The sequence below is a fragment of the Butyrivibrio proteoclasticus B316 genome, assembly GCF_000145035.1.
Lineage (GTDB): Bacteria > Bacillota > Clostridia > Lachnospirales > Lachnospiraceae > Butyrivibrio > Butyrivibrio proteoclasticus.
This window is the reverse complement of sequence record NC_014387.1, coordinates 3,496,423-3,509,754: the sequence shown is the minus strand read 5'-3', so window position 1 is coordinate 3,509,754 and position 13,332 is coordinate 3,496,423. Positions and strand designations below refer to the sequence as shown.

Here is a 13,332-nt window from a genome sequence, read left to right as displayed (position 1 = left end):
AAGGAATAGGTACAAAACGTTGGCGGATAAGATTACTAATTTTGAAGACTACAAGAAAAAAGGCAACGTCGAAGATACAACAGATATCGATATTCAGATAGAAGATCCATACAATTTCTTCAACGAACAGGAAAGAGAAGAGTATTTTCAGGAGAGACAGAAGGAGTTATCCAAGGATAAAGAAAAGACAGCTCCGGAGCATAAGTCTGTAAGACCTGTGCACGAAGAAAAAGCTGAAAATACTGATACTGACGATGTTCGGGACGAGGAACCAAAAAGACTTAAAGAGCCCGAAGAAATTATTGAGCCTGTTCGCAGGAGGACTCATCACAGAGAGAAACCGCCTGTGGATGAGGATTATGATGAAGAACCAGACGAGGAATATGATGAGGATGATAATGAAGACAGTGAAGATGACGCCGAGGACGAAGGCGGATTCCCAATTGAGCTTCTGATAAGGATATCATCAATCATTACAGGTATTTTGATACTGGCGTTTCTTGCTATAGTAGCTAAAGTCAAGATTTATGATAAGTATTTTGCACCAGATCCTGATGAGGTGCAGACTGTTCAGGTTGCGCTTCCAGCCGGATATACCGACAAGAATGACACTGTTGTCGTTACTGCTGAGAAACTTAATCTCAGAACCGTCGATAATTCTCAGAGTGATTCAACGATAGTAACTTCTGTTCCAAAGGGAACCGAGTTAAACAGAGTAGCAGTAAACTCGGATGGGACATGGGCGCTTGTGGATTATAACGGTCAGAGAGTGTATGCGTCCATGAAGTATCTGACAGAGAAATAACAGGTGATCATCTACTGCGGCTATGGAGCCAGGAGTAGAATTTATCAACAGCTTCAGAAAGAGAATTGCTGGATCTTGTGAAGGAGTCTACGTGCATAAGGACATCTTCTACAGATGTATCCTTTGCATGATCTGCAATCTTCTGAGCGCAGTTGTTTTCAAGAAAACGATAATCCATATTGATCAAAAGAGTATTGTGCATCCCGCTAACTGACCTGTATAGATCGGGATATTTTTTTTGCACAATAGAAAGTTCATCCAAAATCTGTTCGCGACTCTGCAGGCAGAACAAAAGATAGACTGATTCAGTAATTTCAGGTGGTTCAATTTCATCCTGATAAGAATTGTCCTCATAGTCATCCTGAGTTGCGAAGTATTCGCAGATTTCCTGGACCAGACTTCCGATTTTGGAATTGTCGTACAATTTATGAAGTTCATCAAATTTTTTTTCGTTCATATTTTTAGAGTAAACATTTTAAAAGAAAAAGTAAAGATAGGATTAACATATGAAAATAGGAATTTTTGATTCTGGAATAGGTGGATTATCCGTATTACATGAGGCTTACCACAGACTTCCGGGGCAAGAATACATATTTTATGCAGATACTGACCACGTTCCCTATGGAACCAAGACTCCGGAGCAGATAGTGGAGTTTGCTATTGATAATGCACAGTTTCTGATAGACAAAGGGGCAGAGGCACTTGTTGTAGCCTGTAATACTGCTACGAGCGTCGCTATCAAGGAACTCAGAAGCCGCTTCGATATTCCGATACTTGGAATGGAACCGGCAGTTAAGCCTGCAGTAGAAGGCACAGACGATAAGCGGATAATGGTGATCGCGACACCTGTCACAATAAGAGAGGATAAACTTAAAGACCTGCTCCACAGAGTAGATGAAGAGCACAGAGTGGATCTTCTGGCTATGCCAAGGCTGGTAGAATTCGCAGAAAAAGAGCAGTTTGACACAGAGGAAGTAGTAGGTTATATTAGAGGTCGTTTTGCAAATTTTGATCCGACAGATTATTGTGCACTTGTTCTTGGATGCACACATTTTAACTACTTTAAGCCGGTTTTAGAGGATTTTTTTGGCAAGGATACTCTTCTTGTAGACGGTAATTATGGTACTGTTCATCATCTGGCAGATGTCCTTGGACTTGAAATGAATAGTGATCAAGATACTGAGGTGTATTTTGATGACTACCACAAGATGTTGGATGAGTATAAAACGGAATATTATTTTTCTAAAAATTTTATTTCGGACGAAAATACGCTGGAACACTTGAAAAGACTGCATAATCGCCTTGAAGAGGTCAGAAAAATTTGATTTCTCAAGACTTGAAATCAACAAAATATTGTACTAATATATTAGTGTAACCACAAGATATAGATGGTTTTTGAATAAATCTTGTGGTTATAATTATGTTTATCAGCTAGAATCTGTGATTCTACATTATGTGATTGTTATTCTACGAAGGGGGATACTATGAAGATTATCAAAAGAAGTGGCAAAGAAGTAGACTTTGATGTCAGCAAGATTTCTGCAGCTATTGAGAAAGCGAATAAAGAGGTAACTGAGGAGAAGAGACTGACACATGGCCAGATAATCGACATAGCTACCGGAGTAGAGAAGCTCTGCGCAACTCTTACACGTGCGGCAAGTGTCGAGGAAATCCAGGATATGGTCGAAGATGGCCTCATGAGAGCCGGTAAATTTGATGTTGCCAGAAAATATATTACTTACAGATACAAGCATGCTCTTGTCAGAAAGTCCAATACAACTGACGAGCAGATCATGTCTCTTATCGAGTGCAGTAACGAGGAGGTTAAGCAGGAGAATTCCAACAAGAATCCTACGGTTAACAGCGTTCAAAGAGACTATATGGCAGGTGAAGTCAGCAAGGATATTACCAGAAGATTCCTTTTGCCTGAGGATGTTGTTAAGGCCCATGAAGAGGGACTTATCCACTTCCATGATTCAGATTATTTTGCTCAGCATATGCACAACTGCTGTCTTGTAAACCTTGAGGATATGCTCCAGAACGGAACAGTTATTTCTGAGACAATGATCGAGCGTCCCAAGAGCTTTTCAACAGCCTGCAATATTGCAACGCAGGCAATTGCGCAGATTGCAAGCTCACAGTACGGTGGACAGAGTATCACTCTTTCACATCTTGTTCCATTTGTTGATGTCAGCAGACAGAAATTCCGTAAGGAAGTAGCCCTTGAGTTTGAAACCGCAGGAGTCAAGGTCAACAAGAAGCAGGTTGATGAGATCGCTGAGATGAGAGTCAGAAAGGAAATTGAGAGAGGATGCCAGGTTATCCAGTACCAGGTAATCACTCTTATGACTACAAATGGTCAGGCTCCTTTCATTACAGTATTTATGTATCTCGATGAGGTTCCTGAGGGACAGCAGAGAGAAGACCTTGCGCTTGTTATTGAGGAGATGCTCAAGCAGCGTATCCTTGGAGTTAAGAATGAGAAGGGACAGCTTATCACACCGGCATTCCCTAAGCTCATATATGTTCTTGATGAAGATAATATCCATGAGGATTCCAAGTACTGGTATCTTACTGAGCTGGCTGCTAAGTGCACAGCTAAGAGACTTGTTCCTGATTACATCTCAGCCAAGAAGATGAAGGAACTTAAAAAGGGTGATGTTTATCCATGTATGGGATGCAGATCATTCCTGACACCTGATAGTGAGGAAAATGCAGAGGGGCTTTGCAATAAGGGTAACAAGTCACATGCACGTAACTATGAGGAGGGCGACCACAAATACTACGGCCGTTTCAATCAGGGTGTTGTTACGATCAACCTTGTAGATGTTGCCTGCTCTTCATTCAAGGATGAGGAGAAGTTCTGGGCTATCCTCGAAGAGAGAACTGAACTCTGCAAGAGAGCACTTATGTGCAGACACGAAAGGCTCCTTGGAACTCCTTCAGATGTTGCACCAATCCTTTGGCAGAATGGAGCACTTGCGAGACTTCAGAAGGGTGAAGTGATTGATCCGCTTCTTTTTGGCAATTACTCAACAATTTCACTTGGATATGCAGGACTTTGCGAATGTACCAAGTATATGAAGGGCGTATCCCATACTGACCCAAGAGGCAAGGATTTTGCACTTAAGGTAATGCAGTTCCTCAATGATAAATGTGCTAAGTGGAGAGCTGAGACAAATGTAGCATTCAGTCTGTACGGAACACCACTTGAGTCAACTACTTATAAGTTTGCTAAGTGCCTTCAGAAGCGTTTTGGTATTATTCCGGAAGTTACAGACAAGAACTACATTACTAACAGCTATCATGTTCATGTAACAGAGCAGATCGATGCATTTACCAAGCTTAAGTTCGAATCTGAGTTCCAGGCTCTTTCACCAGGAGGAGCTATCAGCTACGTTGAGGTTCCTGATATGAACAGCAACATTGAAGCTGTAATTTCAGTTATGAAGTATATTTACGATAACATCATGTATGCTGAGCTTAACACTAAGTCAGACTACTGCCAGTGCTGTGGCTATGACGGAGAAATCAAGATAGTTACAGATAAAGACGGCAAGCTTGTTTGGGAGTGTCCTAACTGCGGCAACCGCAATCAGGATAAGATGAATGTAGCACGTCGTACATGCGGATATATCGGAACACAGTTCTGGAATCAGGGACGTACTCAGGAAATTAAAGAGAGAGTACTTCACATGAGCAATCCAAAGCTTTGATGCTTTGATTTGATTGATACAAGTACCCGTGTATGCGCTACTTGTAGGGGGATTATGAAATTAACATATGACATAGGCCGGGATGTGATCCCGGCTTATGTTGTATAAGGTAATCAGTAATATTTAAGAGGAATATCATATGAACTACGGACAGGTTTATTACAACGATGTTGCCAATGGAGTAGGTTGTAGGACAGCCTTTTTTGTAAGCGGATGTACTCATCACTGTAAAGGGTGTTTTAACGAAATGACCTGGGACTTTAATTATGGAGTACCTTATACCAAAGAAGTCGAGGATGAGATTGTTGAGTCGCTTAAGCCTGACTATATTGCAGGACTTACAATTCTCGGCGGAGAACCAATGGAAATCGTCAATCAGAAGGAAATTCGTCCTCTTCTTGAGAGGATAAAAAGAGAAGTTCCCAAGGCCACTATTTGGATTTATTCAGGTTATACATGGGAAGAGCTTACAGACAAAGATAATAAAAGATGCCATGGAGAGGATACAGATGCGATCCTCTCGATGACAGATGTTCTGGTTGATGGCGAATTTATGCTTGATAAAAAAGACCTCATGCTAAGATTTAGAGGGTCTTCTAATCAAAGAGTCATTGACGTACCTCAAACTCTAAAAAGTGAAAGTGTAGTATTGTCAAAATATAATGACAGAGATGAATCAAGGAAATTATGACTCTTGGATCATGTGAGAGTATCACAATCGAGTAGGCTGATTCCTACTCGATTCTGCACACAGACATTCCGCACTTTGTGCTCCATGTCCTTACGACCGGCAAATGAATTTGTATGCAAGCATACATTCGCTTGCCGGTCTTGTGCAACAAAAAAGACTGGGGGAATCCAGTCTTTTTTGTTTGTAGGAATAGCTCCTGCAATTATTAGAGGTTTTTATAAAGGAAATACGTTATGGCGAACGTAAATCGGCAAACTTAAAATGTCAGCGGTTGAGCTCGCTTGTAGGGCCGTCGGACTGATGGTTTCTGATGATGCTGTCAATTTCTCTTAAATCACTAGCAGGAAGATCTCCTGGAATGGTATTCTTGACACTTGATGTGGCATTACCATAGGCAAGGGCTTTCTGACCATCGTTGTATTTGAGCATTCCATAGAGAACGCCGGATACATAGGCATCACCTGATCCAATTCTATCTATAACATCAATATTTGTATAAGGCTTTTCTGTAAAGAACTCGTCGCGCTGGGCATCATAAATTGTTGATGTAAAGTTGTGCTTGCGAGGGCTGATAACCTCTCTCTGAGTAGTGCATACAACCTTAACCGGATATTCTAAAGTGTAGCTCTTCATTATATCCTTGAGCTCGCCCTCTTTTTGCATCATGCGTCTCGAGGTCTCTTCTGAAACAAAGAGAATATCAACATATGGAAGGATGTTCTTGATAGCTGCTCTGGCATCTTCTTCGCTCCACAGATTTGCTCTGTAGTTGCAGTCAAAAGAAACAAGTGCTCCGCCTTCCTTAAAGCGTCTGATCATCTCTGTTGTGACTTCACAAGTGTTCTTGTTAAGAGCAAGCGTAATACCGCTTGTATGGAACATTCTGGTGGAAGTGTATACATCTTCAGGAATCTCGTCGAGAGATATTCTGGTGATGGATGAATTCATACGATCATATACGATTGAAGGCTTACGTGGAGCAGCGCCATTCTCGTAATAATAAATTCCAAGTCTGGCCTCAGGAGATTCATCATAGATAAGATAATCGTCTGAAACACCTTCAAATCTGATCCTGTTCTTGATAAATGTACCAAGGGCATTCTGAGGAAGTCTTGAAATGATACCTGTGCGAAGCCCCAAAAGAGCAACACCTGAAGCTACATTAAGCTCGGAGCCACCAGCCCTCTTATCAAACACATCACCACGAGTCATGCGCTCATAATTAGGTGGTGAAAGTCGGAGCATTATCTCACCAAAGGTTATAAGGTCAAATCTTCCGTCTCCCATAAAGGCCTCCTTGCATAATATAAAACCCATCAATACTGAATAAACATTAGTTGCTTACAATGCATATCATAGATTAAAAGATATTCTCTTGTAAGTGCTTACATCGCACCAAATATGGAAAATTATGAACACTATCTAAAGATTTTAGGAAACTGTGACGATATATGAAATGATAAAGGATAGTATGCTCTTTTACTATAAAAGGAAACGGATTTGTTATAGGCGTCATGGAGGATGCAAATGTCTATAGGTATAAATACGAATAATTATTCGAATATGTACCAATCTGATTCTTCATGGGGCGAATCTGCGTCAATTTCTAAGTCTGAAGAAAGTGGAAGCAGCGATATGTACAGAAAGCTGGAGTATAATCGCTGGAAACAGGAAAAAAGTAAGTCTGTTGTTGATCAGAGTGTCAGCTATGCTGATCAATTAAGGGCTATGAGGAAAAAAACAAAAGATATATCTAACGAAAAAAAGAAGCTTCAGTATAATTTCAAAAAAATATCCTCGCAGATAGTTCGCAGTAAAAACTCAGTCAGCGCCAGAAAAGCCGTGCAGGCGGCAAAACGTGAAATTGCGCGCTTAAAGCGTCTAAAAGGCAGCGGTGAGTATGATGACGAAGAGCTTCAGCTTGCTATAGATCACGCCAAGAGCATGGAACAGGTTGCCAAGAAAAAGGTGTCGCATCTTGAGCAGGAAGAATTGGTGGAGAGGGCTCATAGGGGCTTTGGAGCTGCGCTTGAAGAGATTCAGGATAAAAAGAAAGAAGATGAGAATGAGAATCCTGAAGAGTTAGATGATGAGAAACTGGAAGAAGCTGCACAAGGGCTGGATGTAGACGATGAGTATGTTCCTGAGGCAGATTATCAGTATGAGCTTGAGCAAGCCATAGAACAGCAGCAATATGCGATGGAACAGCTGATGGAGAACAATCAGCAGGAATATGAGGAGTTGATGGCGGAAACATCTAGTGATGCCATGTCTGAAATGATGGATGAGATGTCACAGGCTATGGAAGATATGATGGAAGATTTAGACCTGACAGAGCTGTCACAGACATTGTATGCTCCTGATCCCGACATGTCTGAGGATGACCTTAAGATGCTGAAAATCAAGCATCGAGCCAAAGAAATGAAAGAAATTGCAGAGGCAGATAAAGAGTATCTGAAGGGCATAATGGAACATGAGAAACAAAAGGCAGAAAACGCCGGAAGTATGTCCACAGGTGCGACATCAGCGGGCTCTGCAACTGCAATATTTGGTAATAATAAAGCCACCCATATTACTCCGGTAATATCAATGCCGGGAGCAGCTATGGGCGGCTCAGGTGCTGCGCCAACTTTATCAGATGGCGGATTTAGCGTTTGTATATAAGATTATTCTTCAGGGCAGACAATCATTTTATTCCTTCTAAAAATTGTATCTATCGATTATACACTAATAATCTTGACATTGTTTCAAAATATGAATAAAATCATCTTTAAATATAAATAGACGTTGAAGAGGAATAGTAACTGTGTAAGCGTTTCAGAGAGAAAGCCAGTGGTGGAAGGCTTTTACGACCAAACAGCGAACCTGCCTTGGAGTTCTGTGTGAACGTATTTGTGATAATCCATTGACAAGCATAAGCACAGCGTTTCCCGCGTTAAGGGGTAGTTGAGAGAAGTCCGGGAGCTTTTTATCCGGATTTAAAAAGGGTGGTACCGCCGATGAACTTCGGTCCCTGATTTGGGATCTGAGAGCATCGGCTTTTCTTTTTGCATAATGCTTGAAAGTCCCTTAGCAAAAATCAAAAAGGAGAAAGAAAAATGGCAGACAACAAGAAATTAGTAGCAGAAATCACGTCCATGGATGAGGATTTCACACAGTGGTACACAGATGTGTGCATCAAGGCAGACCTTGTAAGTTACTCGAATATCAAGGGATGTATGGTAATCAAGCCTGCAGGTTATGCAATCTGGGAGCTTATTCAGAAACATCTTGATGCAAGATTCAAGGAAACAGGAGTGCAGAACGCTTATCTTCCTATGTTCATTCCTGAGTCACTTCTTCAGAAGGAGAAGGATCACGTTGAGGGATTTGCTCCTGAGGTAGCATGGGTAACACACGGCGGACTTGAGCCACTTACAGAGAGATACTGCGTTCGTCCTACATCAGAAACTCTTTTCTGCGATTACTATAAGGGAGAAATCCATTCATACAAGGATCTTCCTCAGGTTCTCAACCAGTGGTGCAGTGTAGTTCGTTGGGAAAAAGAGACAAGACCTTTCCTTAGAAGCCGTGAATTCCTCTGGCAGGAAGGACACACAGCACACGCTACTTTTGAAGAGGCAGAAGAGCGTACACAGCAGATGCTGAATGTATATGCTGATTTCCTTGAGAATGATATGGCTATTCCTGTTATCAAGGGACAGAAGACAGAAAAAGAAAAATTTGCTGGAGCAGAAGCTACATATACAGTTGAGGCTCTTATGCATGACGGACGTGCTCTTCAGAGCGCAACCAGCCATAACTTTGGTGATGGTTTTGCTAAGGCATTTGGAATTCAGTATGCAGGCAAGGATAATCAGCTTCACTATGTAAACCAGACTTCATGGGGACTTACAACTCGTACAATCGGTGCTATGATCATGGTACATGGCGATAATTCAGGACTTGTTGTACCTCCTAAGATCGCTCCTATCCAGGTTGTTGTTATTCCTATTCAGCAGAAGAAGGAAGGCGTTCTTGAGGCTGCAAACAAGATCGCTGAGAGCCTTGCAGGTTTCAGAGTTAAGGTGGATTCAACAGACAGAACTCCAGGATTTAAGTTTGCTGAGCAGGAAATGAGAGGAATCCCTGTTCGTGTTGAAATCGGACCTAAGGATCTCGAGGCTGGCAAGTGCGTTCTTTGCCGTCGTGATACAAGAGAAAAGATCGAATGTGCTATTGATGAAGTTCCAGCTAAGATGGCAGAGCTTCTTGATCAGATCCAGAAGGATATGTTTAACAGAGCTAAGGCACATCTCGAGGCACATACATTTGCAGCTCACAACAAGGAAGAGTTTGCTGAGGCATTCAAGGAGACTAAGGGCTTTGTTAAGGCCATGTGGTGCGGATGCCGCGAGTGCGAAGATAAGATCAAGGAAGATTACAATGTTACCAGCCGTTGTATTCCATTTGAGCAGGAACAGCTTTCTGACACATGCGTCGTTTGCGGAAAGCCTGCAACCAAGATGGTTTATTGGGGAAGAGCATATTAATTAATATTGAGCTAATAAAAAAGAGCTGTGAAGAAGTCATGCTATCAATATGACTATTCACAGTTCTTTTTCTATTCGAATATAACAGTATTATACTAATAGCATAATACTATCTTGTCGTCAGATGACTATAATATTTTCTCTTATACTCATACATTCTTTGATCTGCAAGCATATAGACAGTGTGGGTGTCGTGCTCAGGAGCCTCCGAACTGTAGGCATAACCGTAAGAAACGCTGTGATTGGCTTCCGGATCTTCTTCATCAAGCTTTAACAACTTGGCATCAAGCGTCATTAACATTCCGTCGAGAACATCTTTTTCAATACTGGTAAAGAGAACCAGAAACTCATCACCACCGACTCTGAAATATTCTCCGGTTCCTTCAAATACTTCTTTGAGGGCGGCAGAAAAAGATTTAAGAAGTCTGTCACCTGCCGGATGACCGGAGTTGTCATTGACCTCTTTGAGCCCGTTTAGATCAAGACTTAGAATACAGTAATCACTGGTAGTATCAGCGAGTTCCAAAAGCCTTTTGTCGCAGCTTACTCTGTTTGGAATATCTGTAAGGTTGTCAATATAAGCAATTTGAGTAAGTGAAGCATACTCTTTTCTCTGAGCAAACATTCTTGTCATAAAGATGAAATGATTGAGAAGCTGACAAATGACGAAGAAAAGGGCTCCCAGGGAAACTAGCATGCTTAGCACTGAGGCCTGTCTGTAATCAACAAAAAGCTTTAGTGCGCTTGTGATTTCATAAATCAGCAAAGTGGTTACGATAGTACACAACCCAAGCATCAAAATGAAACGGGACAAATTCTTGGATTTGTAATGCAGGTCCTTGTAAACATAAATAATAAGCATAACAAGGCCAATTGCAGACATGAAATAGTAAGGCACCTGAAAATGATGTATATGAACAATGTTAAGCAGATGCAATACTATGAAAAGTATGGCAAAAGCAGAACTACAAGCGCATAGAAACAAAACTACCGAGTTTTTCTGCCGTTTGTGAAGAATATGAAGAAATATATATAAAAGAGGAGCAAGGAGGTACAGGGCGGAAAACTCTACAAAAGTTGCAAAAGAGGGAGAAACATAAAAATCAGCCACATCATAAAAGTTTAGCATCCAGAATCCGAGAATAGTACTTAAAACAGAACATATTACCTGTGTTGATATTCCGGATGATTTTAAGTAGAAGACTAGTGAGATTATCAGGAATACAATACCAAACACTATCAGAAAAATGGAAGTAAATGCAGGAATCAGAGCTGAATGCAGAACTATCCTGTACAGATCATCAAAGTTACCAAGAAGAGGAGTAAGAATATCTGAACGTGTGTTGTTTTCAGTAATATAAAGTTTGATAGATAGTTTTTTTCCTGCAAAATCTAATGGCAGATTAACGAAGTTAAATCCTATTCCCAGAAAATCAATACCGGAAACTTTATCAGTATTATTGTCATGAATTAGCTTATTATCAAGATATATTTCGTAGGCACTAAATTGAGTTTTGAAAACTATTGCAGGAAAAGGGGCATCAATATTTGAAAGGGGGATAACACGGTTCAGAGTTAAGGTGTCGCCCTTTTCCAGAATGGGCCCTATATCTTTGCCTAGCTGTTCGAGATCGGTATTTACATATTGTTCATTTCTATACTGGACTGTCCAACCATCTTCAAGTGGAATCCAGGGATATTCAGGCTTATAAGTGAAAACATAATTAAGACAACCAGCCAGAATTGTGAAAAGGATGATAGAAACAAGCAGGAAGTATGATCTTTTACGCATTTTGTGTCACCTCCTGTCCAGATTCGCGATGCTCCTTTTTCATTTCATACATTCTGCTGTCGGCCAGCATGTAGACTTCACTTGCAGAACCGTTTGGAACTTCGTAGCTATAGGCATAACCATAAGAGGCACTGTATTGGAAGACTTGTTCTTTATGATTCCAATCGCTGATTATGGTGTAAAGTTCATGGATTCGTTTGGTAAGATTGAGAGTGCGATCCTCCAAAAGAATTACTATAAATTCATCTCCACCCATTCTGCCAACAAGGTTCGCATCCCAGAAACAGTCGGACAAAATAGTCGCAAAACCTGTAAGAAGGCGGTCACCTTCGTGATGGCCAAGGGTATCATTCACAAATTTAAGTTTATTAAGATCAAGACTTATAATGGCATACAAACCATGTTCCTCAGATATCATTTGCATCAACTGCTCACATCGCGCCCTGTTGGAGAGACCTGTCAATGAATCGGTGTAGGCAAGGTCAATGATCTTACTCTGCATGGATGCAATATTTGCGCTGAAAATATTGTAATAAAGATAACTGATCATCAGGCAGATAACGAATATGAGTGCACCAATGGTGGCTCCGACAAGTGTTGCATTGGTTTCGCCTCCGCCTGCTCCATATTTGTATAGATTATACCGTAACATATCAACAATTGAGAGAGTCATAAAAGCTAAAAGACCGAATACAAATATATTATCTGTTGAATATATATTTCTGATATTGTTCTTTTTGTTGTTGGTGTAATCTCTAAAGATAAGAATAACGGATATAATAAATTCAATTACGGAAACAGTGTGAAGAACCGCTGTAAAGTCTGAAAATCTTGCATAGTGAGACAGATGCGTGCCTATGGAGATCATGAAAAGAATAATATCCAGCACAAATAAAGAGGCAAAAAGCTTTTTGACTATACCGGTATAAACACACATCAGGTATCCCATGATCAGAGTGGGAATACAATAAAGAGCGGTATATTCCAATATCGTATTAAGAAGGCTGTTATCCAGCAATAGATCAAAAATTCTATAAAAGGCCATTATATATATGCCAAGCATCATAGATATAAGCCCGCTGAAAAAAATTCGTAAATCATTGTTGTGATAGAAAAACAAATACGGGGATAAAATGACTAATAAGATTCCAAAAACAAACAAGAAACCACCGACTATAATTGCAATTGCACCATTATGAAGATCCTGAGTCAGAATATCGTCTCTTGTGCCAATGTATATTTTGGGCAAGCCAGAAAAGGCTCCGTTTCTACTGCTGATAAGTTCTATGGTCAGAAGTTTACCGGCATAGGTATTTCCAAGAGAAATATAGTGATTCTTTTTGGGAACAATTTGCTGGGCATCATAATACTTTTGACCGTAGGAATATATAAGATTGTTATCAAGATAAACATGAACTATGGAGTGGATTGAAGAGAAAGAAAGGCATAGGTTATCAAAGCCAGCATCTTCTAAGACTCTTGTGATGGTGACTTTTTCAAGCTCGTTTATTATACCAATATTAGTTTGTGATACTTGCTCGCTATAAATAAGCTGTCCCTTGCTATCGATTGTCCAGTTATTCTCCAAAACGGTTACAGAATCAAGAGGAAGGACTATTCGCTTTGAAAAGATCCATGACAAAATGGCAAAAAGAACAATAAGCAATAGGGAAAAAACAAGTATTGCCTGCTTTATATATTTTTGATATTTCATACAAATATCCTCATTATTACATATATAAGTATACTTCTTATAGTAGAAAAATCATAGTGGATTATTCACAATATGGGAGCAA

General features: G+C 40.4%; 10 protein-coding genes and 1 other annotated feature. Of the genes, 6 read left to right on the top strand and 4 right to left on the bottom strand.

What is annotated here, in order from left to right:
• The first annotated feature begins 19 nt into the window (after window positions 1–19).
• Window positions 20–805: an SH3 domain-containing protein gene (locus tag BPR_RS14835; RefSeq protein ID WP_013282303.1), complete on the top strand. Its 786-nt coding sequence runs from the start codon at window positions 20–22 to the stop codon at window positions 803–805.
• Between the two features lie 7 nt (window positions 806–812).
• Here BPR_RS14835 and BPR_RS14830 read toward each other — a convergent pair whose 3' ends face one another.
• The gene (locus BPR_RS14830) at window positions 813–1,262 is read right to left on the bottom strand and encodes a hypothetical protein (protein WP_013282302.1); all 450 of its coding nucleotides are present in this window, start codon (window positions 1,260–1,262) and stop codon (window positions 813–815) included.
• A 49-nt stretch (window positions 1,263–1,311) separates the two neighbouring features.
• Here BPR_RS14830 and murI point away from each other — a divergent pair, with 49 nt between their 5' ends.
• The 3 genes from murI (at window position 1,312) to nrdG (ending at window position 5,212) form a co-directional block, all read left to right on the top strand.
• The gene (gene murI / locus BPR_RS14825; RefSeq protein ID WP_013282301.1) at window positions 1,312–2,130 is read left to right on the top strand and encodes a glutamate racemase; all 819 of its coding nucleotides are present in this window, start codon (window positions 1,312–1,314) and stop codon (window positions 2,128–2,130) included.
• Between the two features lie 159 nt (window positions 2,131–2,289).
• Window positions 2,290–4,521 (top strand): anaerobic ribonucleoside-triphosphate reductase, encoded by a 2,232-nt coding sequence (gene nrdD, locus BPR_RS14820; RefSeq protein ID WP_013282300.1) that lies wholly within the window; start codon window positions 2,290–2,292, stop codon window positions 4,519–4,521.
• Between the two features lie 139 nt (window positions 4,522–4,660).
• Window positions 4,661–5,212 (top strand): anaerobic ribonucleoside-triphosphate reductase activating protein, encoded by a 552-nt coding sequence (gene nrdG, locus BPR_RS14815; protein WP_013282299.1) that lies wholly within the window; start codon window positions 4,661–4,663, stop codon window positions 5,210–5,212.
• A gap of 264 nt (window positions 5,213–5,476) precedes the next feature.
• Here nrdG and BPR_RS14810 read toward each other — a convergent pair whose 3' ends face one another.
• Window positions 5,477–6,499, bottom strand: a complete 1,023-nt coding sequence (locus tag BPR_RS14810) for a sugar kinase (protein ID WP_013282298.1) — start codon at window positions 6,497–6,499, stop codon at window positions 5,477–5,479.
• Window positions 6,500–6,739: 240 nt separating this feature from the next.
• Here BPR_RS14810 and BPR_RS14805 point away from each other — a divergent pair, with 240 nt between their 5' ends.
• Together BPR_RS14805 and proS are read left to right on the top strand one after the other, a co-directional pair.
• Complete coding sequence (locus tag BPR_RS14805) at window positions 6,740–7,876, top strand: hypothetical protein (RefSeq protein ID WP_013282297.1); 1,137 nt, start codon at window positions 6,740–6,742, stop codon at window positions 7,874–7,876.
• 114 nt (window positions 7,877–7,990) lie between these two features.
• Window positions 7,991–8,230: a binding site (T-box leader), on the top strand.
• Between the two features lie 80 nt (window positions 8,231–8,310).
• Window positions 8,311–9,744, top strand: a complete 1,434-nt coding sequence (gene proS / locus BPR_RS14800) for a proline--tRNA ligase (protein ID WP_013282296.1) — start codon at window positions 8,311–8,313, stop codon at window positions 9,742–9,744.
• Window positions 9,745–9,853: 109 nt separating this feature from the next.
• Here the strand turns inward: proS and BPR_RS14795 are convergent, their stop codons facing one another.
• Complete coding sequence (locus BPR_RS14795; RefSeq protein ID WP_013282295.1) at window positions 9,854–11,536, bottom strand: GGDEF domain-containing protein; 1,683 nt, start codon at window positions 11,534–11,536, stop codon at window positions 9,854–9,856.
• Window positions 11,529–13,250: a GGDEF domain-containing protein gene (locus tag BPR_RS14790; RefSeq protein ID WP_013282294.1), complete on the bottom strand. Its 1,722-nt coding sequence runs from the start codon at window positions 13,248–13,250 to the stop codon at window positions 11,529–11,531. Before BPR_RS14790 ends, BPR_RS14795 begins: the two co-directional genes overlap by 8 nt.
• Window positions 13,251–13,332 lie beyond the last annotated feature (82 nt).